The following is a 25580-nucleotide window of genomic DNA, read 5'->3' as shown; positions in this document are numbered from 1 at the left end:
GCGGAGAAGACTTACGTTTCCCCATAAGCTCTTCGTCCGGTTTCTCCTCTCCCATGAAAGAGCGTCCCGAAAGGGGCGCTCGATTTTTTTGTGCGGAATTCAGATATAAGGTACAAGCCGATATACGAAGAAGTAGGTGATAAAAAGAAAAAGTCTCACCCCTGTGAGACTTTGTTCTGTTCTTTTCACTTTATCTGACGCAATTCCGCTTCTTGTTCTATGGAGCGAACGGACAGCATTTCGATGATACGGTGCTGTTGCTCCTGAATGGATTCCAGGCGTTGAACTGCTTGGTTTGTTTCCATAACGGCCTGCTTTATCAGCTTTTGTTCCGATTCGACAACCTGCAGCCGTTGATTCGTTTCAAGTACTGCCTGTTTGACTGATGAAACTTCGTTCATCATTATTTTCATTTCTGTTGTTATACTCAGTTGCTCTGTTTCCAATGAATCTAGCTTTCGCTTCACTGGCTCAAGTTCTTCACGAATGACGGATTTCAATACATTATTTAATTCGCTGTTCATTTTGTTCCGCCCCTTCAAGCTTAATAACGACATTGTAGCAGAAGTCCGGACTGCATGCCAAGGTTTGTTCTCCATCCACATTGTTCTACAAGGTTCAACTCAAGCTTAGCCCGCGCCTTCTTAAGCTACAATTATTTAACATTAGCAATATTTCTACATTTCGGATAAGAGCTGCAACCGTAGAATTCTCCCTTCGGTCCTTTACGAAGCACCATATTACTGCCGCAACGAGTACATTTCCGATTTTCCTGTGGCAGCTGTTGCTTGACTGCTTTTGCTGATGGAGCTGCGCCAGGATTCAATTTCAGAATCATCTCAATTAAGCCCTCACGATTAATCAAGCGAATGCCGTTCGACTTTGCAAGTGAGTAGGCTTCGTCGGAATATTCCCGATTGGCAATTACCCATCCCTCTGAAGCCTGGTAGTGAGCAATTGCCGCTTTAACCTCCTGTACCGCCTTCAGCCCTACTGTCTTACTGTATCGTTTCGCCTGTACAACGATTTTCTTTCCAGCCTTTGTTAAGACTAAATCGGCCCCATAATCTCCCGCGGCACGTGTTACTTGTACCTTATAACCGTATGCTTGAAATAAATACCCTAAATAATGTTCAAATTGCCGTCCATCCATTTCATCAATATCCTTTATTCCGGACTTTTTCATCCGTTCCGCATAAAGCAAATTACGGTACAACTGAATTGCGATAAATATTCCTACTACCAATGCAGCAGCGACTCCAGCCGCAGCAAAAGATTTCGTAGCATTGTAGACCAGTAGAAACGCCCCTACTAGGCATAAGATAAGTAGGCCTTCAATCAGCTTCTCAAGCTCTTTTTGTTGCTTTCTCTTTTTCTTCGACAATTTTACCCCTCTTCTTTCTTTCAATTTGATATTTACATTTTCGGTAAAATGCATCCACAATTTAAGACTAATGAACTAATTAACACAGAAAGATCCCATATCGCTTTATGCGTTACGGGATCTTCTAATAATGTTGCTCCAACTGTGATGGCTAATATTTACTTATAAATAGAGAGCCGCCTTTTTGCACTTCAGCATAAAAAACCTCATCGACTGATTTAAACCCATTTTTATGTAATTCATTCATTAACCACTCTTCACTGAGATTTAATTCTAATATATTTTTAAACACGATCTTGCCGTCCGAAATGATTTCTGAGGGCATATATTTTGCTTGAGCCGGTTTTATCTTCAAATCTTCTTTAGTAACAGTTTGCTGGGATTCTTTTTTGAGGATGCTCAACTTTCCGTCAGGCTCGAGCACAGCATAGTCAACATCCTGCATACTGAATACATCTTTTTCTCTTAGCAGCATACTCAAGTCGTCAAGATTCAAGCGGGATCTATAAAGTGATTTTCTGAGTATTTTTCCGTTTTTTATCACAATAGTCGGTTCCCCATCCAATAGTATCCTTAATTTACTGGATTTCAAGCCTATGTATTCAATGAGAATACTCAATAATGACCACCAAACTATGCTCGCCAGACCATTAAAAAATGGGACTTTACTTTTGCCCGCTATATCTGCTGCAATTGACCCTATTGTAATACCGGTTATATAATTAAAAAAAGTAAGCTGGCTTAATTGCTTCTTACCCAAAAGTCGCGCAATAACTAAAAGTATGATAAAAGTAACGGTTGATCTTAGAATCATCTCCCAAAAATCAAATTGCAGAAACTCATTCATGCGATGTTACCATCCTTTTTATGTATATGGTCGTTATTAGTCACATTGTTTGATAGTGAGTTGTAAATTATACGACCAAAATGATGGCAAAAGCTACTTCCATCCAAATTCACCGAAGATGAGCAGACGCGTTGAAAATCATGGAGGGTGTCCCAAAAGTCTGAGGGACATCCTCTCATTTTTTAAACAAAAAGAAACCGTTCTTTGAATTATCTACTTTTGGGACAGCCTGTCATGATTCGCAGAATGATGGATTATATCGAACTAGTTTGTGATGCTGCGTCATTCACAGCCATTTGGATAATTGGACTCTGCCGCGGCGGATTTTGGATTTGACCGTATTCACGGGACAGCCGAGCCGTCTAGAAATTTCAATGTAGCTGGCATGCTCGTATACCCGCATATATATGGCTGTGCGGGTCTGCGGCGATAGCCCCAGCAGCAGCTGACGGACCCGCCTCTCGAATTCCCTGTCGAGAACGGCCTGTTCTGGACTTGCAAAGTCCGGCATCGCCTGTTCTTCGGGCAGAATCCTCGCGAAACGCTGCTTGCGGCGCCATTGGTCGATGAACAGACGGTATCCGGTTTGGGACAGCCATGACTTCGGATGCTCGGGCAGCCTTTCCTGCTGGCACAGCCGCAGGAAAATTTCCTGTACGAGATCGGCTGCTTCTTCCCGATTGCGGGTCAGGTTAAGCATATATTTGTTCAAGTAACCGGAATGCATCTCATACAGTTCATCCAAATTAGCCGCCATCTGTTCCATGCATCCGCTCAACTCCGATCTGGACGGCCTGAGGGCGGGCTATCTTCAGGAGGGCCTATGGTTACCCGTTTGCCGTCGAATTCGAGCACGGCTTTGCCGCTTACTTGCATCGCTTCCAAATAATCAGGCGGAATTTGCAGTCGGCCGACACGGTCGAGAACCACATATTCCTTATGCTTCCCGCCGAACCTGGGGTCTGAGCCTGGGGCAGCATCGGACGCAGCTTCTCCATTGCTGCCCGGAGAATCCGCGTCCCGCTTAACCCACTCGGTGCTGGTAAGACCATCGCGAATGGCGACAACGCGGTCAACCTTGTCCGCAACAGAGAGATCATGGGTGACGATGACGATCGTCACCCCCAGATCCCGGTTGAGACGACGGAATATAGCCAGAATCTGCTCCCCCGTAGCGCTGTCCACTGAACCTGTCGGCTCATCGGCAAGAACAAGTGGCGGACGGTTGGAAAGCGAGATTGCGATAGCAACTCTCTGCTGTTCGCCGCCGCTGAGCTGCGTCAGACGGCTGCCGATCCGGTGCTCCAGCCCCACCGCGGCAAGCAGCTCCTTCGCATACGCCCGGTCCGCCTTGCCTTGAATGAGCATCGGCAGCTCGACATTCTGGAGCACCGTCAGATAGGGCACCAGATTTCGCCCGTTATTCTGCCATATGAAACCGACGGTTCTGCGCTTGTATTCGATTAGCTGCTCGCTGGACATCTTGAGCAGATTCCATTGGCCTACGACCGCCTGACCTGCGGACGGCCGGTCGAGTCCGCCCAGAATGTTGAGCAGCGTCGATTTGCCGCTGCCGCTATTGCCGATAATCACCATCATCTCGCCTTGCCCGACCGTCAGATTCAGCCCCTGCAGGGCGACGACCTCAATGTCGTCGGTTTTGAAAATTTTCACCAGACCTTCGCAATGGATCATCGAGACAGCCTCCTGAACGTTTTTTATGTCCTGCATAGTTTCAGCCATGCTTGCAACAACCGCCGTTATTCATACAATCATTCAGTCTTAGCGTTCCTCGCCCAGCTTAACGGCTTGCGAGATGCGCAGGCGTCTGAGCTGTATGATCAACATGCACGCTCCGGCCGCAAGCATGATCCCGGTGGAGATATACAGCTTGAGCGTATCCTCCGCCTCGAACACGATCCGGAAGGGCGGCACCTGCCGCGATCCCTCCACGCTTCCGCCCTGCAGGAACGGCAGGAACAACCGGCTGGCAATTGTGCCAAGTCCGAGTCCCGCGGCGACAGACAAGCCTGTCGTGAACAGCTGCTCAAGCAGCAGCATGCCGGTCAGCTGCCCGCGCGAGAGTCCCATCGCCCGCAGAATGCCAAGCTGGACGACCCGGCGCGACAGGGTGAAGAACCAGAAAATCAAATACCCAAGCAAGGAAACTAGCAGCGAGATCAGGAAGCCGAGACTCAAGATTCCGAATACGCCGCCTTGAGCCGGATGACTTCGCAGAAGAATAAGCTCTCCCCGGGCATCTTCCGCCTGGGCAAGCGCAACGCCGCGCTCCGCCAGCTCCTCAAGCACTGGCCCAAGCTTCGCTCCCTCCTTCATGCTCAACCATACCTCATAGGGAATCTTCTCGATCTGTTGGTTCAGATAATCCAGATTGGCCACGAAGAATGGCGATTCATCCGGGTACAGACTGGGCCAATACGGCACAATGCCAACGACAACGAAATCGACAGGTACGTTATCGTAACCAATCGCAATGCGCAGCGGATCGCCTTCCTTTAAACCATACCGCTTGGCGAATTTCTCCGATACGAGCACCGCTTGCTCGGCTGTACCAAGCGCGTCCAGGTATTGATAGGGATGATAAGGATACAGATCCTCGCGGAACCAGGCCGCCTTGGCGAAATCGGCGTTGTCAATGCCCACCACCTGTCCGTTGCCTGCTTGCTTGCCGCTGATTTCCACCTTACCGGTCGCCTTCATTACCCGCGCCGCGGCCTCCACTCCTTCCAGATCGCGATAGGACTGAAAGGAAGGCTCGGTATAGTAAATCTTGTTCTCGTCCTTCTCGTCATGCGTTCCTTCCCATGCCGCCTTGAGCACAACATCGCTGCCGTACTGATATTGCGTGCGATCCGCCGCATTCACATCCATTGTCCTGGCGGCCGAGGCGTTGTATACGCCCAGCCCGATCGTCAGGATCAGCAGGATCATCAGTGGATAGAAGGCGCCCGCCGAACGCGACAATTGGGTGATCGTCAGATAGACCGGAACCGGCATGCGGTTCTTCACAAGCGCGTTCCAGAAGCGAAGCAGCAGCGGAAACAACCGCAGACACAGAAGCCCGGCGGCGAAGATGAGCAAGGCCGGGATGATGAAGATGACCGGCTCGATCTCCGTTGTGCCGCCGCTGCTTTTGACAGAAGCGACTTGCCCGGTGTCAAGCAGATACCAACCGGCTGCCGCAAGTCCCAGCAGCGCCACATCGATATAAAGACGCTGCCACAATGGCGCCCTGTCCCCTCTTGCCTGCTGCTGCGTATGCTCGACGATAGATGCGCCAGCATATTTGCGGACGGGAGCCGTGGCGGCGACAATCGCGGCCAATGTCGCAGCGATCCCCATCAGCCAGGATAGCGGGGTCCGTCCGACGGCAATCGACTTGCGGCCAACGAAGGAGAGGAACCCGCTGGAGGAGCCGATCGTCTTGGCCATCAGCCATGCCAGAGCAAGGCCGAGCACCAGGGCTGCGCATCCAAGCAGCGCAGCTTCAATCGCATAGAGCGCTGTAATCTGCCGCGGACTTGCACCGCGGCTGTGCAGCACGGCGATGTCGCCGCGCTGGCGGGCAAGCGATTGCTGGGCGTTAAGTGTAATGAAGTACAGCACCATCGCCAGTACCGGAGCGGCAAGCGCGAACAGCATCGCCTGCAGTTGGACGCTCTGACGCTCGAAGCTGTGCAGCATATCAAGGAATGTCAGATTGACCTTCGTATTCTCAAGCTGCTGATGGAGGTTGATCTCAAGACGCTGCAGCACGCCGATGAGCGGTGACAGATCGCTGATGCGGATGTTTTGCAGGTCGAACGCGAGATACCATCCGGCGGAATCAAGCTTAAGCTTGTTTTCCTTAAGCAATGTATCCACCATCGTAACTCGGCTGACGATGAGCGATTCGGCCAGTTTCTCCTTCCCGTCGATTGCCCAGTTCCAGTTCGTCTCGTCGCTGAGCTTGTAGGAGCCGACGATGCGCACCGTCTGCCGCTTTGTCTTGCCGCTGCTGTCTTTCGCGTCATAATAGAAAGAGTCGCCGATCTTCCATCCGTAGCGGCTCAGCGTCTCGCTCAGCACTAGCGCTTCTACAGCGCCGCCTTGCATACCGTCACGCGGAAGCTTGCCCTCCACAAGATCGGCCAGCTCTGGAATACCGCTCTGATAGGCAAGCTCCATACGGGTAAGCCGGCTTGTGCCGCTTGCGGCTGCGTCTGTGGAACGTACGATAGACGCAGCCAAGCCGATACGGCTTGAATCAGCCTGCAACGGGAAGCCGATCTTCCCGGGAAGCTCCCCGTTTATCCATCGATCGGCTTCGATCAGCCCTTCCAAATCCGTCTCGGAGCTGCCTGGCGATTGATATTTCATATATAGCGATGCCGCAGGCAGTCCTTTTGTCTCTTCCTGGAGCGACTTGATTACCAGACGCTTCAATGTTCCATCCGCGTACATCGGAATGCTCATCGCGAACGCTGCCGCGACTGTAAGTCCTAGCAGCGTTCCGAGCGTAAACCAGCGGTTCTGCCACATCTTCAGGAGGAGATAAATGACAATGCGCATTATTTCCCCACAACCTTCTGGCCTTCCTCCAGCCCCTTGATAATTTCCACGTCCGTTGAGGTTTGTATGCCGACTTCCACGTCCACCTCGCCCTTGCTTCTGTCCGGATTCGACACCAGCACATAGGTGCGGCTATTCTGCTTGCGCAGCGCCGCGACAGGGATCGTTAATACGTTCTCCTTCCGCTCCACAATGACCGAAGCGGACAGCGGCGTGCCGCGGGCGACTCCTCCAGGCAGCTTCGGCAATTCGACCAGCGTATACGAGTCAAGCGTATCCGGCTCCGTGCCGACCGGAAGTCGCCCTACCTTGCCAGTATGGTCGCCTGCCGTATTGATGCTGACCATTGTTTCCATGCCCGCAGCGATACTGCTCAGATCGCTCGCTGCGAACTGGACGGCAACAACAAGCGAGCTCACATCTGCGATCTGCCCGACCTTCTCGTACGACTTGGAGATATCGCCTTTCTCTGCCGTAAAGGTAACAATCGTGCCGTCGAACGGAGCAATCAGCTTCGATCCCTTCAATTTGCCCTGCAGATCGGCCAATTCATCCTTGAGCAATCCATAGTCCAGCTGCTGTTTCTTAAGCTGAACCGTATTGACTTCCGACGATTCGTGCCAGGCTTCCCTTAAGCCCAGCTCGGTTTCCCGCAAGTCCAGCTCGGCTTTCTCCAGCTCGATTTTCTTTCTGCGGATCTGGTTTTCCGTATCGCCCGTATCAAGCACGGCCAGCACCTGGCCCTTCTTCACCTGATCGCCGGCTTTCACGAATACGTCCACAACACGGAAATTATCTTCGGTGAACAACAGGTTTTCCTCTCGCTCCGACATCAGCTTCCCGGACCCGCTTACCTTCAATTCCAGGGTGCTGCGCTTGACCGGGTATTCCGGCTTCTGCGAAATTTTCGGGATGCGGATATCCGGCAGCTTCTCCTGCTCTTCCTCCTGGGGCAGCAGGGAGCATCCAGCCAGAAGAGTCAGACATATTGCCGCAAGCATCAGGCCGGTTCCGGTTCGCTTAAATTTACTCCAATTCGATTCGGCCATCGACCATTTGGTATACAACGTCTGCCGCCTCCCATAGTGTGGAATCATGTGTAGTCATGCAGATCGCGATCTGCTCCGCTTCAATAATATCCCGGAATACCGCAATAATACGCGCTGCCATCTGCGAGTCCAGCTCCGCCGTAGGCTCGTCCGCGAGCAGCAGATGGGGCTTGTGGGCGATCGCCTTGGCGATGGCTACCCGCTGCTGCTCTCCGCCGGACAGCTCGAACGGACGATGTGACGCCCGTTTGGTCAGACCGACCAGGTCCAGACAACGGGCGACCCGCGCCTTCCATTCCTTCCGGGGGATGCCCGCCATACGCAAGCTCAGCTCGACGTTCTCAGAGGCCGTGAGCAGCGGCAGCAGGGCGAATGATTGGAATATAAATCCGATCTCCCGCCGCCTCACGATGGTCAGCCGCTTGTCGCTCCATGAATGAAGCGGACGGCCGCGGAAACAAACCTCGCCCTTCGTCGGCCGGTCAAGCCCGCCCAGCAAGTTGAGCAGCGTCGTCTTGCCCGATCCCGAACGCCCGCGCAGCATGGAGAGCCTGCCGGAATCAATCGACAGATCGATCCCTTTCAGCACCTCGATGTCGTGACCTCCGGATACGAAGCTTTTGCGCACGCCGCGCACTTCCATAAGCGGCCCGCCGTCTCTCTCAGGGAGCGGAGCAGGGGGCGATTCCGACTCATTCGTCTGCGGCTCCGGCATCACCCAGTTCGAAGCAGCCATTACCCTTGCTCCGCGTCCACGATCGCTTGCGTCAGCAAGCCCTGCCCCTGCGATTGAATCGTTCCGAGCGCCTCATCCACGGATTGATTCCCGTCCACAACCTTCTTTATTTGCTCGGATGCCAGCTTCGCAAACGAGCCAGCGAAGCCCTCCGGCAGCTCTTGCAGCAAGCTTTGCTGATTGACTCCAAGCGTATAAAAAGCATCGATGTTCTTGCCGTCTGCTTCGTTCTTGTATGCGGTACGCGCCGACAGGGATGGGGACGACTTGGAACCGGTCTTGGCCAGCTGCTCCCCATTGGCATACTTCAGAAACTCCCAGGCAGCGGACAGATTCTCGGATGATGCGTTAATGGCAAATACGTTGTCCAGACTTAGGCTGCCGGTGACGTCAGGCTGCGATGAATCGACAGGCATCGTTACGATATCCCAGTTGACAGCCTTGAACGGGCTGTTGTTGGTCTTGCTGCCGACTGCAGATTGCCCTTTCGTTACCGCTCCTACCGGTCCTCCGCTCAACCCCATCATGGTCATCAGCATCGGACCGTCGATTGCCATCGCCGCCTGGCCAGACATGAATTTCATCGAACCAGGGCCGATACTGAACGCAGCCCTGCCGCCTACACGCATCGAGACGCCTCCGCCTCCTCCCATGCCTCCGTCCTCAGAAGGCATGGAGATGCTGCCCGACTTGTACCCGTCAATAACCGACTGGAAGATCGACTTCCACTCCGGCGTATCGATGGACAATGTCTTCGCATCGGTATCGGCATACAGCAGCCCTTTCGCTTCGCCAATCGTACGGATCAGCTCGAAGGAATCGGTTGTCTGGGAAGACTGGAACAGACCGTTCAAGGAGTCGTCGCCGTCCTTCTTCACGGGGAAACGGGCCGCAAGCTGCATCACTTCCTCCCAACTCATCCCGTCCGTCGGATACGGTATGCCATGCTTGTCGAACAGATCCTTATTATAGTAGAGAGCCTTGCTGGCGAAGCTTGGGCTCAGCCCGTACAGCTTGCCTCCTCCGCGCGCCTTCAGCAGATCAATGACCGACGGCAGGAAGCTGTCCAGGTCGAACTGGTCCTGCTTCACGACCGCATCCAGATCGTACAAGAGCCCCTTCCCCGCGAATGAGGCATATTCGTCTTCGCTCAGCAGCAGGACATCCGGCTGCTGCTCCTTCACGATCCGCTCCAGCTCTGCCGCCGGGTCCTCCGCATTGAATACCGATTCGGTTGATACGACCGAGAGCTCAACATTGGGAAACATCGCCTGAAAAGCGTTGCCGTACTGCATGTAGAAAGCTTGTTCATTGAAAAAAGCGACCTTGAGAGAGCCCGAATCATCTCTGTCCAGATTGTTTAATGCATCGTTCTTCTTGCCGCCTGCTTGCGAGCAGGCTGACAAAGCAAGCACTGCAATAAGCGCCCAAACAACCAACCCCAGCTTCTTTCCTTGTGTTCTCAACAATTTCATCACCCTTCAACGGTTAATAAGTTCATCGCCCATTATGCCAACGGATTCTTAGAAAACGGTTAGAGAAGCTGAAAGGAAGCTTAAGCTGCGCTGAAGGGAAAATGAAAAAAAAGCCCGGGGCAGCTCGCCCCAGGCTTTGCAAATCTTGTCATAGGCTATAAAGGCAAAGAAATAAATACTTGTGTGCCGGCAGACAGCTTGCTTTCCACACGGATTTTGCCGCCATGCCGCTCCACAATCCATTTGGCGATAGCCAGCCCCAGACCCGAGCCGCCTTCCTGCCGGGTACGGGCTCTATCGCCGCGATAGAAGCGATCAAAGATATGCTGCAGGTTGTCCGGAGCGATGCCAATTCCGGTGTCCTCCACCTCCAGCTGCACAGAGTGCGACAGCTTGCGGCAAACAACGCGGACCAATCCGCCTTCCGGCGTATATTTGATCGCATTGTCAAGCACCGTGACCAGCAATTGATGAAGGCGTTCCTCATCCGCACTCATCGATATATTCGGATCGATCTCCGTATGGAGAACAATGTTCTTGACCTCCGCCAGCATCTGCATTTTCCGTGCGCTCTCCTCGACAATGCGGTCGAACTGAACCGGCTTAACGTCAAGCTCAAGCTGATTCGAGTCCGTGCGCGCAAGCGTCAGTAGACCGCTGACTAGCTTGCTCATCCGGCGGGCTTCCTGAAGCACGGTCGATATATGCTTGCTGTCCTGCTCAATCGTATGCTCGGGGTGGCGCAGCAAGAGCTCCGTATGCGCTTGAATAACCGACAGCGGCGTGCGCAGCTCATGGGAAGCGTCCGATACGAACTGCTGCTGCTTGTCCATGGAGAGCCGGATCGGGATCAGCGCGCGGTTCGCCAAATAATAACCGGCTGCGACAGCGATCAGAAATCCCACAATGCCCCCGTAGATCAGAATATATTCGAGACGGCGCAGCATGCCGATCTCAGCGGAGATATTGCTGAGCAGCTGCTGTTTTGCTACCTGATACTGGCCGCTTTTTACCCCGATCAGAAGCCCGCTGATGCTCGGATTATCGATATTGACTACCCGAAAATACTGGTCGCCGACCTTTACCGATTGCGGCTCCGGACCAATCTGACTGGGGCGCAGCCGCTTCAGCTGCTCCTCGTCAAACTGATCTCTTCCCGGCAGCGGAACAGGCTGTTCATCTGCCGTCCAGTACAGCTGAATAATCGGCCGGTCCATCCGGGTCAAATTGAATATGGGGACGGCCCTCTGAATCATCGTGGTCCGACTCGCTTCACTCATCATCAGGCCTGTATCATTTGGAGTCTGCCCCCATTCACTCGCGTCCTGACTCATGGCTTGACCTGTGGATATACTCCCGAGACTTGCCACCTGCTCCCTCGCAGTCGTCATCGCACGGTCGACCTGGTCAAACAGCATTTGCCGCATAACCAGATAAACAGACAGGTTCAGCACGATCAGAATAATGGATAACACGGCAGCGTTGCGGATGGTGAGCTGGATACGGATGCGGTTGAACATCAGCTTCTCTCCTTCAGCAAATAGCCGACTCCGCGGATCGTATGAATATAGCGGTCGCAGCCGGAAGGAGCCAGCTTCTTGCGCAAATAATGCATGTAGACCTCGACGACGCTCAGTCCCGCACCCGTATCGATTCCCCAAACTCTGTCCAGCATCTGCTCCTTCGTCAGAATTTGCTCGCGGTTAAGCAGCAAATACTCCATCAGCTCAAATTCCTTCAGCGTAAGCTTGAGAGGCTCGCCGCAGGCGTATCCTTCCAGCGCCTTGCATTTCACAACAAGCTCGCCATACTTCAGCTCGCCATCCGGCGCCCCCGCAGACTGCCGGCGCAGCAATACGCGGATTCGCGCCAGCAGCTCCGGCGTCGCGAATGGCTTGACCAGATAATCGTCAGCGCCGGAATCAAGCCCTTTCACGCGATCTTCCACACTATCCCGCGCTGTGAGCAGCAGGACCGGCAATGCGATCCCCTGCTTCCTCAGCGCGTCCAGCACGGAGAGCCCATCCATGTCGGGAAGCATGATGTCCAATATGATCAAATCATGGATTCCCTGCTGCGCCAGGTACAATCCATCCAGCCCGTTCTCCGCTTCATCAACCTGATAGGACTCTTCTCTAAGCACCGTCGCCACCGCTTCGAGCAGCGGGCGATCGTCTTCCACGACTAGAATTCGCAATTTGGCCTGCCCCTTTATTCATCACATAAACACTTGGCAGCCCTATTGTACACGACGAACCTTAATAAATGATTAGAAAGCCGGCTCCCGATCATCGGTACCGGCGAGAATTCGCTTCATTGTAACTTGGCTTGCTTCTGTATCGCTCAGCATACGGGACCAGCTCACCCGCCCATCCAATGCCGCGCCTGGTTGCAGAATGCAACATATTCCGAAAATACCGCTGAATCGCGGGGCAAATGTTGCATTCTGCACAACAATTTCGCCTGCCCCCTCAGCCTGGACCTCCAAGCCCACAAGCCAGCCAACCTGCCAGCCCGCCAGTCCACGAGCCGGCCATCTGACCCCCCTCCGCCTGCCTGCCGGCGTGCTAGCCCACCAGTCGGAAGCGTCCGGCTGTTCCGCCATTCAGCTAGATAACTTCCAGCCTGTCCGCCCCCGGCAGCACCGGATGCGGCGTGTGCGGCTCGGCCTGATACCAGAAGGCGACCGAGGCGATATCATCCTTCAGCGGCAAGTATCTTCCCTCTGAGCGCCAGCCCAGTGCTTGAATCGTTACACGCAAATCCGACTCGAAACGGATCGGATCCATAATGTGCCAGCGGTACATGCCGAAGCGCTGATTGGCCCGGTAGGTTCCATCCGGCTTAATGTGCTGATGCATCCCCAGAAATGGCGTCGAGTAAGTGACATACTTGCCTTCTATATCCCAATTCCAGGCTCCGCCGAAATAATCTTCCGTCCCGGTTCCGCAAATCGTCGGATACTCGCCGTCACCATCCATATAGAACTTGATTTCCCCTTCTCCCCACCAGTTGTTGCTATTGACTTGCCAGGCCAGATAAGTGCCCACATAATGACCTTTGCCTTTAATTCCATCCACAATTGTATGTACCTCTTTGTACGGCAACGGGTCGCTTCGCCGCCATTGCGCATGGAAGTACGCCATGTCATCCGGGATATCGCTCAAGGCATAATCGATTTGATAGTATAGAATATGGTCGTGACAGCTGATATTTTCCACAACCAGCTTTGCGTTGCCGCGGAACGGCATTTCCCAATAGCTGTTAAAGCCATTGGCCGGGTTAACCGAGACTGGCAAAGAGTTGACCAGACTTCGCTCGCACCACCCGTTACAGAAAAAATCGCCTAAAGGCACTTCTACTGACGGCTCAGTCTCATCATCCCAGTAGATGCGCAAAATAAGTTGGCGCCACGATTGTACGCCACAGGTAAGCCATATATGCTGAATCACGCCAGGCCCTTCGATTTCCGCTATCGTAAACGAAGAATTCGCTCCGATCGAGACACTCGGCGATATTTTCCACCCTAGCCCCAAATCTCTGGCCGCCGCTTTTCCCGTACCTTCCGTGGCCATGCCGCCTTGCCCTTTAGCGCCTGTAAAGTTCTCCGGTGAAATCGACCGCGTTTTGGCGTCAGACAACCGCGACAAATTACCAAGTCCCATCCCCAGGCCATTAAATGCCGTCATAATTGCAACCTCCTCAATTAGATCTTACTGCTTGCTGCCATTATAGAAGATTTACCATCAATAAGATTTACCAATCATTTTGGATTGTTTAGCAATTATTCATTTTTTTATGGTAAATTAAACGCAGACTAAGACACCCGCTCCCCAAAAGGAGGATACAAGTTGTATGCAGCAGTTATGGTCGCCGTACATTCGGGTTGCGCTGGATGATATTTTGCCGCCGGGGCACATTTTTCCGGAACGACAAATATGGGATTATGAATTTCTGTATGTGAAACAAGGAACATTAACCATCGAGATTGAAGACATCGCTTATACGGGAAAAAGCGGTGATCTTTTTGTCTTGAAGCCGCAAAAGCGGCATCGCATTATTGTCGTCGGAAGCGAAGCTGTACGGCAGCCGCATGTCCATTTCGATCTCGTCGAAAAACCGGACAGCCCGCATGTGCCGGTATCCTTTCGCACGGCTGATCAAATGAATGCGCACGAGCTGGCCTGGTTTCGCCCAGATGAATTGTCAGGGCCTGAGACGCAGCTGCCCAACCTGATTTCGTTAAGCGCCCCATCGCAATTCGAGCAGCTATTGTTCGCTATTATCGATGAATTTCGCATCAAGTCGGCATACAGCGCACTGCGAATGAAGGGGCTGCTGCTGGAGCTTGTCGCCTATGCCCTGCGTGAAACTGAACGTCAGCAATTCACCCTTTCGTCCAAACGCCTAGAGCTGCTCGACAATGTAAAGCATTATTTGCAAAAACAGCTCTTTCGCCCGGTAACGCTTGATGAGCTCTCGGCGCATTTTCATCTTAACAAAAGATATTTGATCGGCCTTTTCCGCCAGGCTTTCGGTCAAACCCCGATTCAATACCATCAGCAGCTAAGAATGGAGCAAGCAAAAACGATGCTGAAATTTACGATGCAGTCTATTCAGGAAATTGCCGATACGCTCGGCTACCCCAGCATCCATATGTTCAGCCGCGCCTTCAAAAACAGTGTGGGCTGCAGTCCCTCTTCATACCGGGCAAACTTCCACTCCTTGTAAACGTTCTCAATTGGACGTGAACTCTTAGGCATCAGACCGCATAGGATATAGCACCATTCCTGAGGTTGATGAAAGGGTGAACCTTAAATGGAAGTCCAGCTCACTTCGCTGCATTGGGTATATCTGGCGTTTATCGTCTTTATTATGGGATTTCTGATCAAGCGCCGCGATACGACCCTCATCTGTGTGGTCGGCATTTTCTCACTTGGGCTGCTTGCCACCGAAACGTTAAGCGGCTCGATCAGCGGTGTTTTCAACAGCTTTATCTATGCAACCAAAGAGCTTATGAGCACGATCTTTATCATTTCTATTATCGTTGCCATGAGCAGGATTCTCATCATTACCGGCATTAATGAAATGATGATCGCCCCCTTCGCCCGGCTCATCCGCACGCCGGCTATGGCCTTCTGGGGCATTGGGTTTATTATGATGCTCACTTCTTTGTTTTTTTGGCCATCGCCGGGAGTCGCGCTAATTGGCGCTGTATTATTGCCGGTTGCCGTACGTGTTGGCCTGCCGGCGCTTGGGGCTGCGATGGCAATGAATCTGTTCGGTCACGGCATCGCCTTATCAGGCGACTACATTATTCAAGGGGCTCCTAAGCTGACAGCCGATGCGGCCGGACTGCCGGTCACAGCCGTCATGCAAGCCAGCATACCGCTTGTTATCATTATGGGACTTGTCACAACGATCGCCGCCTTCTGGATGATGCGCAGAGATATGACCAAAGGAACGTGGCGCGACGGGCTGATCAAGCTTGAAACCGGCAAAAATCAGGCGGCCGCCCCAAGCAGCGGCGAAGTGACGGTCGCCCTGCCCCGCCCATTGAAACGCTGGCTCGCCGTCATTATCCCGCTTTTATTCGCCGCTGATGTCGCAGCAATGTTCATGCTTGACCTGCAGGGCGGCGACGCCACCGCCTTGATCGGCGGAACGGCTGTAATTATTCTTATTGCCGTTACGCTCATTGCCCACCGGCACCGCGGACTTGAACAGACGACTGCCTACATGATCGAAGGTTTTCAATTTGGCTTTCGCGTCTTCGGCCCGGTCATTCCGATCGCAGCCTTCTTTTATTTGGGGGATGCGGCCATTACTGAACTGTTCGGCAATACATTGCCAGACGGCTCGCACGGGATCGTGAACGATCTCGGCGTTGCGCTCGCTCATCATGTCCCGCTCAATGAAACGGTAGGAGCGATTACCCTGACGATTACCGGAGCGATTACCGGCCTTGACGGGTCGGGCTTTTCCGGCATTTCTTTGGCAGGCTCGGTCGCCAAGCTGTTTGCAGCCGCCATCGGAACTGGCGCCGATACTTTGACCGCATTAGGGCAAGTAGCAGCCATTTGGGTCGGGGGCGGCACCCTTATTCCGTGGGCGCTTATTCCGGCAGCAGCCATATGCGGCGTCGATCCGTTTGAGCTCGCCCGCAGAAACTTGAAGCCGGTATTGATCGGCCTTATCGTTACGACAATTGCCGCGATATTCCTCATCTAGCCCGCAAAATAAACAGAGCTGTCTTACCGTAGTCGTCGACTAGGCAAGACAGCTCCTTTATTGCAGCGGTTTTTCTGCAGCTTCATGATATGCGATAAAATCGCAAGGCATTGTTCAGCAGCGCTTCTGCGGCGGCTGAATGCTCAACTGCCTTCAATTCCGCAATAGCTGCGGCAACCTGCTTGACCATCCCCGGTTCCGTCCTTTTGCCGGCAAAAGGCCCCTCGAACGGCCACGGTCCATCCGTCTCCGTCATGAGCAGCTCTAGCGGATATTGGCGGACGAGCTGTTGAATCTCCTCCTCGTACACGACATCGGGGGTAATTGAGATCATATAGCCGTTGGACATCATTCGGCTGACAGTCGCTTCGCTCCCCTTGAACCAATGAAAATGCGCATATCGCACCTGGTAGCGCTCCAGCAGATCAAGCGCCTTGTCCGCATCCTCGTACACAGCATGCAGCACGATCGGCAAATCCAGCTCCGCCGCGAGCTGAACAAACTGCGACAGTAAATTTAGGTAAGGGGACTCGTCGAACTCTTCTCCCTTCGCTTCCGCTTCAGTCCGCGTATAATAAGGAAGACCTACTTCCCCAATGGCAAATCGTTCTCCGGCCGCATGCCGCTCGCGTATCCAATCCAGCAGCGCAGCAAGCTCTGCCTTATCAGGAAGCCGCTGCTCCGGATGAAAGCCATAGGCAGGCGTAATCAGATCAGGATACCGCTCTGCCAGCGCTTGATTCCCTCGACTGGAAGAAAGGTTCATAGACACAGCCACGATGCCGGTGACACCGTCCGCCGCCGCGTTCTCCAGCAAAGCGCCGCGCTCAGCCTGCTCATACAAATCGACATGCAAATGCGCATCAACATAAAGTATCCGCTGTCCGCTCATAATGGCCCCCCTATTGCCCCGCCTGCGCCGACCGGCTGCAGCAGGCTGTAAATTTCCTGCTTCAGCTCATTGAACAGCTGATCCGTCCACAGCTCTTCTTCGCGCGGCCGTGCAAACGGGACGTTAATTTCGCGAATGACCCCAGCCGGCGCATGGGAAAGGACGATAATCCGATCAGACAGCAGCAGCGCTTCCTCAATGCTGTGGGTAATAAAAAGTACAGAACGCCGATCTGCCTCCCATAGCGACAGCAGCCATCTCTGCATATGCAAGCGAGTCAGCGCATCCAGCGCGCCAAACGGCTCATCCAGACACATCAGCGGCTGCGGCGAAAGCAGCGCCCGCAAAAAGGATACCCGCTGCTGCATCCCTCCCGACAACGCATGCGGATAAGCATCCGCCTCCGCGCCCAGACCGACTTTATCCAGCCATTCCCGAGTGGCCGCCCGCGCCTGCTCGCGCGGAATGCCGGCAATTTCCAGCGCCATCTCAATATTACCCGCCACAGTGAGCCAAGGCATCAAGGAGGCCTGCTGCGGCATATAGGCGATTAACCCGCGCTCAAGCGGCTCAATCCGGCGGCCGCCAATGAATATTTCGCCTGCCGTCGGTTTTTCAAGTCCGCCGATAAGATGAAAGAGCGTCGACTTCCCGCTGCCGGAAGGACCGATAAGCGAGACGAACTCCCCTGTTTTCACATAAAGCGACACATCCTTCAGCACCTGCTTGGCTTGCGAGCCGCCGTTGAATGTCTTGGACAGCCCCCGCACTTCCAGAGCATTATGTTCATTGCTCATAACCTCACTCCCCTTCCAGCTTCGGCGCCCGCCAGCGAACAAATAGTCTTTCCAGTATGGCGATCAGACCGAATAACAACAGGCTCATCGCAACAATCGTCACGATGCCGACGAATACACGGCTCGTCTGGAAGCCCTTGGACGCCAGCCGGATAAAAGCGCCGAGCCCTTTGCCCGATCCGATCGTATCAACGTAGATTGCGCTGATTACGCTGTATGTGGCAGCAATTTTCAATCCCGAGAACAAGTAACTGATGGCATTAGGCAGCTCCAGCCGCCAAAACATTTGCTTTCTGGTTGCTCCTATCATCTTCATGTACATGACCAGCTTTGGATCTGCTTGCGTAAGTCCTGTCAGCATGGCGACAGCAACCGGAAAGAAACATACGAGCATTAAAAGAAGCACTTTGGGCAGCAGTCCAAAGCCGAACCAAATGACAAATAGCTCGATAAGCACAAAGACAGGCACATTTTGCGTCAACACAAGCAAAGGGTAGAAGCCGGCTTTTGCTCCGGGAATCATATGCAGCAAAGCGGCGAGCACGAAGCCCGCCGCCGATCCCGCTGCAAAGCCGAGCAGCGTCAAACTTATCGTGGTACTAGCATGGTCGTACAGCCGAGGGGCCACCGCAAGAAATTCCTTCGCAATTGCCGACGGCGCAGGCAGCAGCCAAGGGTCCAGCCGAAAAAAAGCGACCGCAGCTTGCCATATTAGTATCAACGAAGCGAGCACCGCTGCCGGCGGCCATACCTTGCTAAGTACGGATCTTTTATTTCCCATCCGGGTATTTCTCCAGCAGCCGGTCCATAGAAGCGCCATTTTTCGGGTTGTGATACACTTTGATTTGCGAAATGACCGAAGGGCAGCCCATCTCAGTCATTGCGTCATTCATGCGCTGGACAATCTGCAGCAGCTCGCCCAGTTCACCTTCCATCGTCGTCTCAAGCGGCGCTACCCGGTAAGGCACCCCGGATGCTTTAATAACCGCAATTGCCCGGTCAACATAAGGAAGCGAGCTTTCCCCGCCAGGTGTTTGCGGCAAAATCTGAATGCTTAGCAATGTGTTAGCCACTGTGAACAGCTCCTCTTATTGTAATGTTCGCTTTATCCTTGCGGCAAAAATTCATTCGTAAACGCTTTGTCTACATCCAGTTCCTGCTCAAGCAATTTGTGGTCGAGCATCCATTTGGCATAGTTTTCCCACACTTCCCGCTTCTGTTCGCCCCAGCGCGGCGCATCGTCCTGATATTTCGGGCTGAGCCATTTCTGGCTGGCACGCACCAGGTCGGCATTCAAGTCCGGTTCGGCTTTGATCAGCACCTCGGCAGCGTCTTCCGGATGCTCGATGGCAAACTGATAGCCTTCGGCTGCCCCGGCGACAAAAGCTTCAACCAGCGCCTTATTATCGGCGATCATTTTCTCGCTTGTGGTCAGAACAGGCGTGTAGTAATCCAGCTTATCGCTATAGTCTGTCAAATACACCATGTTCAGCTTTTCTCCGCGAAGCTCCGCCTCGACACCGGTCCAGGCGTAATAAATCCAGGCAAAGTCGATATTGCGTTTGACCGCTGTAAAGAAATCGACATCCCCGATGCTAACGTTTGTGACCTTGCTGGCATCGGCGCCCTGCTCGCTCATCAGTGATTCGATAATCGCTTCCTCGGCAGGGGAGCCCCAGCCGCCATAAGTCTTGCCTTCAAAATCTTTTGGCGTTTTAATGTTTTTCTCCACAGGCGAAGCGAATCCGGACGTATTGTGCTGAATGACTGCTGCAAGCGATACGATAGGCACGCCTTGAATTCTCGCTTGGGTAACGCCCTCCTGGTAGCTTACGCCAAACTCGGCCGCTCCAGTGGCGACCATTTTGTCCGATCCGGCATCCCCTGGCAAAATAATTTCCACATCAAGCCCGTGATTTTTGAAAAAGCCGTTGTCTCTGGCAACATATAATCCGGTATGATTAGTATTCGGAGCCCAATCCAGCACCAGCTTCACCTTCGTGAGCGGTTTGTTTTCGGCTTGTCCGGCTTCTCCGTCATTTGGCTGCTGCTGCCCGTTCCCGGTGCCGCTGCCTGTATTTGCCGGCGCTTCATTGCCCGCTTTTGCCCCGCATCCGGCAATTACCAGCATGAATACGACAAGCATAATTCCAAAGTTCAGTACCTTGCTGCCTTTTCTGTTCATCATCTCGATTGCCTTCCCCTTCCTGACTGCACCAAAAAATTTAAAGCGACTTGATCTGTCCTGTATACATAGAAAAAGCGTCCTCCTGACCGGAGGACGCTACAACATTGCTCTACAAAAACCGCCTGTTACGGCGTCTGCATAAACAGAGCCGGTAAAGCACGGCTAGATGCTAAGTTCCTACGCTGGCATTATCCAGATCAGGTCTAAGGGTCGGGATTGTTCTTGCTTTGGAATCCCCTCTCAGCCGGCCATTACCCAGCTCCCCATGTCATATTCAATTAGTCGCAAGCTTCATTATACCACTAACCGGGCAAAAAGCTACTCTTTTTCTCGCTCGAATTGGCGATCGAATGATGAAGACGCCCCTTTTCTTCCCGTCCGGAATTTGCGCGTATGCACCTTCGCCTCATCCGTATTCGTAACGCGATTGCGGCTCCATTCAATCAGAATGCGGTCGATGTAGCGGAAATGCAGCTTTCCGGCAAAGACGGCCTCCTTCAAAGCAAACCGAATCAGTTCGTCCGGATAGCGGTCCTCATCAAGCCAGCCGCTGATTGTCTCGCATTCCATCGGTGATAACGGGCGGCCGAACTCCTGTTCAAATACTGTAAACAGATCCGCTGCCGGCAAATCGGCATCCGATTCCTCACGTGCCTGCCGATCTGGCCGGACATGGTTAAGCGACTGCTTGGCATTATCCGACATCCATTCTGCGGAGCGTAATATCCAGCCATCCCAATTATAACATTCGGAATGGACGCCGGTGACCGGATCGAGCTGCTCGTCGATGGCCAGCAGCCCCTCCTTAAGCAGTCTGCCGATAAGCTGGTGCGCGGCACTCACCGTTATGCCCAATCGCTCGGCCAGTTGCTCCGGCGTGGGAAAGTCGATCTGCTCCAATTGGCGGAACATCAGCAGCTGAACAAGCAGCATCATTTCTGTATCAGACAGGCCGATCCCCCGATAGGCGCGCAGCAGCCCGGCGGGAATAACGACACTGCCGCTATTCATCGCCGCAGCCATGCCGCGGGCGTAAGCCTTCCACATTTCATTTTTCATTCATACACTCAACCCTTCGCTAATTTAACCGTTTTGTAGCGGCTCAGCCCCAGCCGAGCCCTTCGCTTGATTGTTGAGCATTAAATGATACGTATCCTGGGCGATAACAAGCTCCTCATTGGTCGGTACAACCCATACCTCTACACGAGAGGCGTCGGTCGAAATTTTGCGGGCCTCTTTGCTATGTACCGCATTACGCTCAACGTCCAGCTCAATGCCGAAAAATGTCAGCTCCTCACATACCGCTTGGCGTACAATGGCAGAATTTTCACCTACCCCTGCCGTAAAAACGAGCGCATCTAGCCCGTTCATAACAGCGGTATACGCCCCGATATATTTGCGCAGCCGGTACACGTACATATCAAAAGCGAGCGTTGCCTGCTTGTCCCCTTCAGCCATCGCTTCCGTAATTTCCCGCATGTCGCTGCTGATGCCGCTGATCGCCTGCAAGCCGCTATGCTTATTCAGCATCGAGTTGACATCGCTTAAGGTCAGCTCTTCCTTGAACATTGCGAAAGGTACTATCGCCGGATCAAGATCGCCGCTGCGCGTACCCATCATCAGCCCTTCAAGCGGTGTGAGCCCCATACTGGTATCGCACGACTTTCCATCCTTTATCGCTGCGCAGCTGGCGCCATTGCCAATATGGCAGGTGACCATTTTCAACTCTGCAAGCGGCTTGCCGATCAGCTCGGCTGCTATACGGCTTACATAATCGTGCGAAGTGCCATGAAAGCCGTAGCGCCGTATTTTATGCCTTTTGTAAAGCGCCATCGGAATCGGGTACAGAAACGCTTTGCGCGGCATCGTCTGATGAAAGGCGGTATCGAATACAACCGTTTGCGGCACGCCCGGCATATTCGCTTCGACAGCGGCAATTCCCATCATTGCTGCCGGATTATGGAGCGGCGCCAGATCGAACAATTGGCGGATCTCCAGCTGGACCTTTTCATTGACAATGGTGGATTCTTTAAAGCTTTCGCCGCCGTGAACGACGCGGTGGCCGACTGCTTTTATTTCATCCATCGACTTCAGCTTCCCGTATTCGGGGTGGGTAAGCAGATCTATAACCCGTCTAACAGCCGTGTTATGATCGAGAATTTCACTGACATGCCGGACATCCGGCATTCCTGCAGGCTCATGCGATACGATCGAGGATTCCATCCCGATCCGCTCCACTCGCCCCTGCGCAAGCACGGTCTCATTCTTCATATTGTACAGCTGATACTTGAGCGACGAGCTCCCGGCGTTCATTACTAAAATAATCATATACGGATCCCGTCCTTATCATAGTTAAAAAAGCCAATACCGCTCTTTACGCCCAAATGGCCAGCGCGCACCATCTTTTTCAAAATGGTTGACGGGCGGTATTTGACCTCTCCGTATTCGCGAAACATTTGCTCCAAAGCGGCAAGGATTGAATCAAGCCCGAAGCGGTCGGCCATCTCGAAAGGGCCGTACTGGAAAGAGTAGCCGATGCGCATCGCACTGTCGATATCGTCTGCCGACGCCACTCCTTCCTGCAGCACATGCATCGCTTCGTTAATATAGAGGCAAATCAGCCTTGTCGTGACAAAGCCTGGCGATTCAAAGACCATGACACTTTTTTTATGAATAACCGCTTCGACAAAATGCTTCGTCCGTGAAAATGTGCTTTCCGAGGTTTTTAAGCCGCGGACAATTTCCACCAAATTGGTTTTTATGACCGGATAGACAAAGTGCATCCCGATAACCCGCTCAGGATGCGAAGTGAAGCCGGCAATTTCCGTCAAGCTCAGCGTTGACGTATTGCTCGCAAGTATAACATCGGGCTCGCACAGTTTATCCAGCTGAGCAAACACTTCCCTTTTTCTCTCCATATTTTCCGTCACGGTCTCGATCACGATATCGCATTCCGGAATGGCCGAGAAGCGCTCAACTGGATGAATCCGGTTCATAATCAGTTTTTTTTCGGACTGCGTCAGCGCCCATTTTTCGATCTGCCGGTCCAAACCGTGCTCAATTGCCTGGATTCCATTTTGCAACCGCTCAGGCGTATCCTCGTTCAAATATACATCAAGCCCGTTAGCAGCGAGCATTTCCGCGATTCCTTGTCCCATCGTACCAGCGCCAATTACGCCTACTTTACGTATTGCCACAACTGTCATCCCCCATATGCCGCCTTGCTCATCAGGCACTTGGCCCTTGCCGGCTATCATCATTAGATCTTATTATAGCTTTTTTACGGTATGGGGGCTATAGATGGCCATCTTTGTCCGGTAATCGCCACAAGACATTCACGAGTTTGTCATTAAATTATATCCTGCGCCGCTTCCTGTACAGGAAGAGCCTCGTTTGCGGCAAGCAGTTCGCGGAAGCTGTCGCCGCTAAGCGTCTCCTCACGAACCAGGACATCCAGCGCGCTTGTGAACACCTGGCGGCGTTCAGCCAATAGCCGCTTTACCCGCGACATCAGCTCATCCAAAATCGAGCTGTTGATTTGGGCCCATTTGTCGGGCGTCATCATCCGCTCATCAATAATGCCAAGCTCGGTCAGTCCCGACTCTGCCATTGAGCGCACAATGCTTAACACTTGGTCAAAATCCCCGCGCGAGCCTGTGCTTCGGTCGCCGTAGAACAGCTCTTCCGCCGCGGCTCCGCCCAGTGCAATCATAATTTGCTTTTCCAAAAACGGACGCGTGTACAAATAGCGGTCCTGCTGCGGATTGTGGCGGACATAACCAAGCGCTTGTCCGCGCGGCGATAACGCCACCTGCGATACACTGCCCGGCCGAACTACCTCCGCTGTAATAGCATGGCCCAATTCATGCAGGGCAACCCGATCCCGTTCCTCTTTAGTCGCCTCGCGATCCGTACGTTCTCCCATCATCACCTTGTCAATCGCCATGGACATATGGCGCAGGGCAATTTCCTCTTCGTCATCCCGCATCGCATAAATGGCTGCTTCATTCATTACACTTTCCAGCTGGGCGCCGGAAAAGCCGAACGATTCAGCGGCGATTCGGTTCAAATCCGCGTCCTCCGCCAGCGGCTTGTTGCGGGCATGAATGTCCAGAATATGCCGGCGGCCTTTTTTGTCCGGCAAATCCACTGCAATATGGCGGTCGAAGCGGCCCGGCCGCAGCAGCGCTGTGTCGAGCATTTCTTTCCGGTTGGTCGCGCCGATCAGCAATATGCGCGGAGATTCGTCGGTATGGATACCGTCCATTTCGGTCAGCAGCTGATTCAATGTCTGATCGTACTCCCGATGCTGCCCGCCGTCGCGCTTGCCGCCAATGACGTCAATTTCATCGATAAAAATAACAGCGCTGCCTTTGCCTGCCTTGAGCGCCTTTTGTCTCGCTTCCTTGAACAAATCGCGGATTCGGCTTGCTCCGACCCCTACATACATTTCGACAAACTCAGAGCCGGACGCAGCCACGTAGCTGGAATCGGTGTAATGGGCTGCCGCTTTTGCCAGCAAGGTTTTTCCTGTACCCGGCGGCCCGGTCAGCAAGATCCCTTTTAGCGGCCGGATGCCCAGCTTGGCAATCCGCTCCACATGAACAAGAAAATCCAGCGCTTCAATCAGTTCCTGCTTTGCCCGCTCCTGTCCGCCGATCTCTTCGAATGACATCGGTGCCGGAGGCCTCGGCTTGCTGCGCCGCTCATTGCCGATCGCCGCCAAATTGCCGCGGGAACGGACAATATAAATAAGGGCTGTCAAAACCAAGGCGGAAATAAAAATGGGAATGACATTAAGGCCGATATACAGCTGCAAAAAAAGAAGCAGTACAGGAATGAATCCGATCGCTATTTCTTTTTTATACTTATGCATCAGGCCACACCCCGATCCGCTCTGGGTTGCGCGGCAATACGACATACTTGACCGCATTGCCGTCTTTTAACGTAATATATACATTACTCTCGTCCATTTCCGACACGGCGGAAACTCCGGTATGGCTAGCTGCAATTTTCTGCATCGCAGCGGGAATTTCTTTATATTGCCGTCTTTCCATCGCTTGGGCAATATCAAATAAAGAAGCAGCCCATATATCGTTTAGCTTCGGACTTTGGTCCGGCTGTTCAATTTTGAGCTTCAACTGGCGATCTCCGATCACTTTACTGCCTTCATGCGCTATTGTGTCGTATACTTTTCGAATATTTGCATCTTCATTAAATGTTATATCGACGGTCACCGTATCGCGGCCAATATCCGGTTTGGCCGATACAACGCCGGGAATGTCCTTAACAATTTGCTCGAGCGGCTGAAATGCCGTAATATTCTGAAAAATATACCAACCGCCAAACAGCAGCACAGCTGAGATCGCTGCAGTCACTGCAATCGGTATGATTCGTAGTTTCATAATT

General features: G+C 53.0%; 25 protein-coding genes and 1 riboswitch. Of the genes, 2 read left to right on the top strand and 23 right to left on the bottom strand.

Annotated features, from left to right (window positions below; translation table 11 throughout):
* Positions 1 to 185: 185 nt before the first annotated feature.
* From ACFQ0N_RS04775 to ACFQ0N_RS04715, 13 genes are all read right to left on the bottom strand, one after another.
* A complete protein-coding gene (locus ACFQ0N_RS04775) occupies positions 186 to 524 on the bottom strand; it encodes a hypothetical protein (protein ID WP_379323363.1) in 339 nt (112 codons plus the stop codon).
* A gap of 131 nt (positions 525 to 655) precedes the next feature.
* On the bottom strand, positions 656 to 1384 hold the full coding sequence (locus ACFQ0N_RS04770) for a restriction endonuclease (protein WP_379323361.1): 729 nt from the start codon (positions 1382 to 1384) through the stop codon (positions 656 to 658).
* Between the two features lie 151 nt (positions 1385 to 1535).
* A complete protein-coding gene (locus ACFQ0N_RS04765) occupies positions 1536 to 2231 on the bottom strand; it encodes a DUF421 domain-containing protein (protein ID WP_379323358.1) in 696 nt (231 codons plus the stop codon).
* A 286-nt stretch (positions 2232 to 2517) separates the two neighbouring features.
* The gene (locus ACFQ0N_RS04760; RefSeq protein ID WP_379323356.1) at positions 2518 to 2997 is read right to left on the bottom strand and encodes an RNA polymerase sigma factor; all 480 of its coding nucleotides are present in this window, start codon (positions 2995 to 2997) and stop codon (positions 2518 to 2520) included.
* Between the two features lie 8 nt (positions 2998 to 3005).
* Positions 3006 to 3926, bottom strand: coding sequence for an ABC transporter ATP-binding protein (locus ACFQ0N_RS04755; RefSeq protein WP_379323354.1), 921 nt, complete (start codon positions 3924 to 3926; stop codon positions 3006 to 3008).
* A gap of 87 nt (positions 3927 to 4013) precedes the next feature.
* The gene (locus ACFQ0N_RS04750; protein WP_379323352.1) at positions 4014 to 6803 is read right to left on the bottom strand and encodes an ABC transporter permease; all 2790 of its coding nucleotides are present in this window, start codon (positions 6801 to 6803) and stop codon (positions 4014 to 4016) included.
* Positions 6803 to 7870, bottom strand: a complete 1068-nt coding sequence (locus ACFQ0N_RS04745; protein WP_379323350.1) for an efflux RND transporter periplasmic adaptor subunit — start codon at positions 7868 to 7870, stop codon at positions 6803 to 6805. Before ACFQ0N_RS04745 ends, ACFQ0N_RS04750 begins: the two co-directional genes overlap by 1 nt.
* Positions 7830 to 8567: an ABC transporter ATP-binding protein gene (locus ACFQ0N_RS04740; RefSeq protein WP_379324261.1), complete on the bottom strand. Its 738-nt coding sequence runs from the start codon at positions 8565 to 8567 to the stop codon at positions 7830 to 7832. The genes ACFQ0N_RS04745 and ACFQ0N_RS04740 overlap by 41 nt, the downstream gene beginning before the upstream one ends.
* 20 nt (positions 8568 to 8587) lie before the next feature.
* Positions 8588 to 10054 carry an ABC transporter substrate-binding protein gene (locus ACFQ0N_RS04735; RefSeq protein ID WP_379323348.1) on the bottom strand — a complete coding sequence of 489 codons (1467 nt, stop codon included), beginning with the start codon at positions 10052 to 10054 and terminating at the stop codon, positions 8588 to 8590.
* Positions 10055 to 10218: 164 nt separating this feature from the next.
* Complete coding sequence (locus ACFQ0N_RS04730) at positions 10219 to 11583, bottom strand: sensor histidine kinase (RefSeq protein WP_379323346.1); 1365 nt, start codon at positions 11581 to 11583, stop codon at positions 10219 to 10221.
* A complete protein-coding gene (locus ACFQ0N_RS04725; RefSeq protein WP_379323344.1) occupies positions 11583 to 12260 on the bottom strand; it encodes a response regulator transcription factor in 678 nt (225 codons plus the stop codon). The genes ACFQ0N_RS04730 and ACFQ0N_RS04725 overlap by 1 nt, the downstream gene beginning before the upstream one ends.
* A 72-nt stretch (positions 12261 to 12332) precedes the next feature.
* Entirely contained in the window at positions 12333 to 12668 is a 336-nt protein-coding gene (locus ACFQ0N_RS04720) for a hypothetical protein (protein ID WP_379323342.1), read from the bottom strand.
* 4 nt (positions 12669 to 12672) lie between these two features.
* Positions 12673 to 13752: a glycoside hydrolase family 172 protein gene (locus ACFQ0N_RS04715; RefSeq protein WP_379323340.1), complete on the bottom strand. Its 1080-nt coding sequence runs from the start codon at positions 13750 to 13752 to the stop codon at positions 12673 to 12675.
* Positions 13753 to 13918: 166 nt separating this feature from the next.
* Between ACFQ0N_RS04715 and ACFQ0N_RS04710 the strand changes: the two genes are divergently transcribed.
* Together ACFQ0N_RS04710 and ACFQ0N_RS04705 are read left to right on the top strand one after the other, a co-directional pair.
* A complete protein-coding gene (locus ACFQ0N_RS04710; RefSeq protein WP_379323338.1) occupies positions 13919 to 14794 on the top strand; it encodes a helix-turn-helix transcriptional regulator in 876 nt (291 codons plus the stop codon).
* Positions 14795 to 14881: 87 nt separating this feature from the next.
* Complete coding sequence (locus ACFQ0N_RS04705; RefSeq protein WP_379323336.1) at positions 14882 to 16294, top strand: hypothetical protein; 1413 nt, start codon at positions 14882 to 14884, stop codon at positions 16292 to 16294.
* An 82-nt stretch (positions 16295 to 16376) separates the two neighbouring features.
* On the opposite strand, the gene ACFQ0N_RS04700 is transcribed toward ACFQ0N_RS04705, so the two are convergent.
* The 10 genes from ACFQ0N_RS04700 to ACFQ0N_RS04655 form a co-directional block, all read right to left on the bottom strand.
* Entirely contained in the window at positions 16377 to 17186 is an 810-nt protein-coding gene (locus tag ACFQ0N_RS04700; RefSeq protein WP_379323334.1) for a TatD family hydrolase, read from the bottom strand.
* Positions 17183 to 17983 carry an ABC transporter ATP-binding protein gene (locus ACFQ0N_RS04695; RefSeq protein WP_379323332.1) on the bottom strand — a complete coding sequence of 267 codons (801 nt, stop codon included), beginning with the start codon at positions 17981 to 17983 and terminating at the stop codon, positions 17183 to 17185. Before ACFQ0N_RS04695 ends, ACFQ0N_RS04700 begins: the two co-directional genes overlap by 4 nt.
* 4 nt (positions 17984 to 17987) lie before the next feature.
* The gene (locus tag ACFQ0N_RS04690; protein ID WP_379323330.1) at positions 17988 to 18764 is read right to left on the bottom strand and encodes an ABC transporter permease; all 777 of its coding nucleotides are present in this window, start codon (positions 18762 to 18764) and stop codon (positions 17988 to 17990) included.
* The gene (locus ACFQ0N_RS04685) at positions 18754 to 19056 is read right to left on the bottom strand and encodes a thiamine-binding protein (protein ID WP_379323328.1); all 303 of its coding nucleotides are present in this window, start codon (positions 19054 to 19056) and stop codon (positions 18754 to 18756) included. The genes ACFQ0N_RS04690 and ACFQ0N_RS04685 overlap by 11 nt, the downstream gene beginning before the upstream one ends.
* Positions 19057 to 19088: 32 nt before the next feature.
* Positions 19089 to 20168, bottom strand: coding sequence for an ABC transporter substrate-binding protein (locus tag ACFQ0N_RS04680; protein WP_379324259.1), 1080 nt, complete (start codon positions 20166 to 20168; stop codon positions 19089 to 19091).
* A 160-nt stretch (positions 20169 to 20328) separates the two neighbouring features.
* A riboswitch (TPP riboswitch) is annotated at positions 20329 to 20447 on the bottom strand.
* Between the two features lie 42 nt (positions 20448 to 20489).
* The gene (locus ACFQ0N_RS04675; protein ID WP_379323326.1) at positions 20490 to 21230 is read right to left on the bottom strand and encodes a DnaD domain-containing protein; all 741 of its coding nucleotides are present in this window, start codon (positions 21228 to 21230) and stop codon (positions 20490 to 20492) included.
* A gap of 24 nt (positions 21231 to 21254) precedes the next feature.
* On the bottom strand, positions 21255 to 22499 hold the full coding sequence (locus tag ACFQ0N_RS04670) for an acetate/propionate family kinase (RefSeq protein WP_379323324.1): 1245 nt from the start codon (positions 22497 to 22499) through the stop codon (positions 21255 to 21257).
* Positions 22496 to 23368: a 3-hydroxyacyl-CoA dehydrogenase family protein gene (locus ACFQ0N_RS04665; RefSeq protein WP_379323322.1), complete on the bottom strand. Its 873-nt coding sequence runs from the start codon at positions 23366 to 23368 to the stop codon at positions 22496 to 22498. The genes ACFQ0N_RS04670 and ACFQ0N_RS04665 overlap by 4 nt, the downstream gene beginning before the upstream one ends.
* A gap of 152 nt (positions 23369 to 23520) precedes the next feature.
* Positions 23521 to 25047, bottom strand: coding sequence for an AAA family ATPase (locus ACFQ0N_RS04660; protein ID WP_379323320.1), 1527 nt, complete (start codon positions 25045 to 25047; stop codon positions 23521 to 23523).
* The gene (locus ACFQ0N_RS04655) at positions 25040 to 25576 is read right to left on the bottom strand and encodes a hypothetical protein (protein ID WP_379323318.1); all 537 of its coding nucleotides are present in this window, start codon (positions 25574 to 25576) and stop codon (positions 25040 to 25042) included. The genes ACFQ0N_RS04660 and ACFQ0N_RS04655 overlap by 8 nt, the downstream gene beginning before the upstream one ends.
* Between the last annotated feature and the right edge of the window lie 4 nt (positions 25577 to 25580).

Origin of the sequence: Paenibacillus sp. GCM10027626 (assembly GCF_042676285.1) — a bacterium.
Classification (GTDB): Bacteria; Bacillota; Bacilli; order Paenibacillales; family Paenibacillaceae; genus Paenibacillus_Z.
This window is presented reverse-complemented; position numbering and strand designations above follow the sequence as displayed.

What these genes read in the sequence shown, in the direction of transcription:
- ACFQ0N_RS04760 (WP_379323356.1), bottom strand. Translation starts at nt 2,997, where the DNA reads ATGGAACAGATGGCGGCTAATTTGGATGAACTGTATGAGATGCATTCC.
- ACFQ0N_RS04740 (WP_379324261.1), bottom strand. Translation starts at nt 8,567, where the DNA reads ATGCCGGAGCCGCAGACGAATGAGTCGGAATCGCCCCCTGCTCCGCTC.
- ACFQ0N_RS04695 (WP_379323332.1), bottom strand. Translation starts at nt 17,983, where the DNA reads ATGAGCAATGAACATAATGCTCTGGAAGTGCGGGGGCTGTCCAAGACA.
- ACFQ0N_RS04700 (WP_379323334.1), bottom strand. Translation starts at nt 17,186, where the DNA reads ATGAGCGGACAGCGGATACTTTATGTTGATGCGCATTTGCATGTCGAT.
- ACFQ0N_RS04675 (WP_379323326.1), bottom strand. Translation starts at nt 21,230, where the DNA reads ATGAAAAATGAAATGTGGAAGGCTTACGCCCGCGGCATGGCTGCGGCG.
- ACFQ0N_RS04720 (WP_379323342.1), bottom strand. Translation starts at nt 12,668, where the DNA reads ATGGCGGAACAGCCGGACGCTTCCGACTGGTGGGCTAGCACGCCGGCA.
- ACFQ0N_RS04775 (WP_379323363.1), bottom strand. Translation starts at nt 524, where the DNA reads ATGAACAGCGAATTAAATAATGTATTGAAATCCGTCATTCGTGAAGAA.
- ACFQ0N_RS04655 (WP_379323318.1), bottom strand. Translation starts at nt 25,576, where the DNA reads ATGAAACTACGAATCATACCGATTGCAGTGACTGCAGCGATCTCAGCT.
- ACFQ0N_RS04670 (WP_379323324.1), bottom strand. Translation starts at nt 22,499, where the DNA reads ATGATTATTTTAGTAATGAACGCCGGGAGCTCGTCGCTCAAGTATCAG.
- ACFQ0N_RS04710 (WP_379323338.1), top strand. Translation starts at nt 13,919, where the DNA reads ATGCAGCAGTTATGGTCGCCGTACATTCGGGTTGCGCTGGATGATATT.
- ACFQ0N_RS04690 (WP_379323330.1), bottom strand. Translation starts at nt 18,764, where the DNA reads ATGGGAAATAAAAGATCCGTACTTAGCAAGGTATGGCCGCCGGCAGCG.
- ACFQ0N_RS04765 (WP_379323358.1), bottom strand. Translation starts at nt 2,231, where the DNA reads ATGAATGAGTTTCTGCAATTTGATTTTTGGGAGATGATTCTAAGATCA.
- ACFQ0N_RS04660 (WP_379323320.1), bottom strand. Translation starts at nt 25,047, where the DNA reads ATGCATAAGTATAAAAAAGAAATAGCGATCGGATTCATTCCTGTACTG.
- ACFQ0N_RS04715 (WP_379323340.1), bottom strand. Translation starts at nt 13,752, where the DNA reads ATGACGGCATTTAATGGCCTGGGGATGGGACTTGGTAATTTGTCGCGG.
- ACFQ0N_RS04705 (WP_379323336.1), top strand. Translation starts at nt 14,882, where the DNA reads ATGGAAGTCCAGCTCACTTCGCTGCATTGGGTATATCTGGCGTTTATC.
- ACFQ0N_RS04750 (WP_379323352.1), bottom strand. Translation starts at nt 6,803, where the DNA reads ATGCGCATTGTCATTTATCTCCTCCTGAAGATGTGGCAGAACCGCTGG.
- ACFQ0N_RS04680 (WP_379324259.1), bottom strand. Translation starts at nt 20,168, where the DNA reads ATGAACAGAAAAGGCAGCAAGGTACTGAACTTTGGAATTATGCTTGTC.
- ACFQ0N_RS04730 (WP_379323346.1), bottom strand. Translation starts at nt 11,583, where the DNA reads ATGTTCAACCGCATCCGTATCCAGCTCACCATCCGCAACGCTGCCGTG.
- ACFQ0N_RS04755 (WP_379323354.1), bottom strand. Translation starts at nt 3,926, where the DNA reads ATGATCCATTGCGAAGGTCTGGTGAAAATTTTCAAAACCGACGACATT.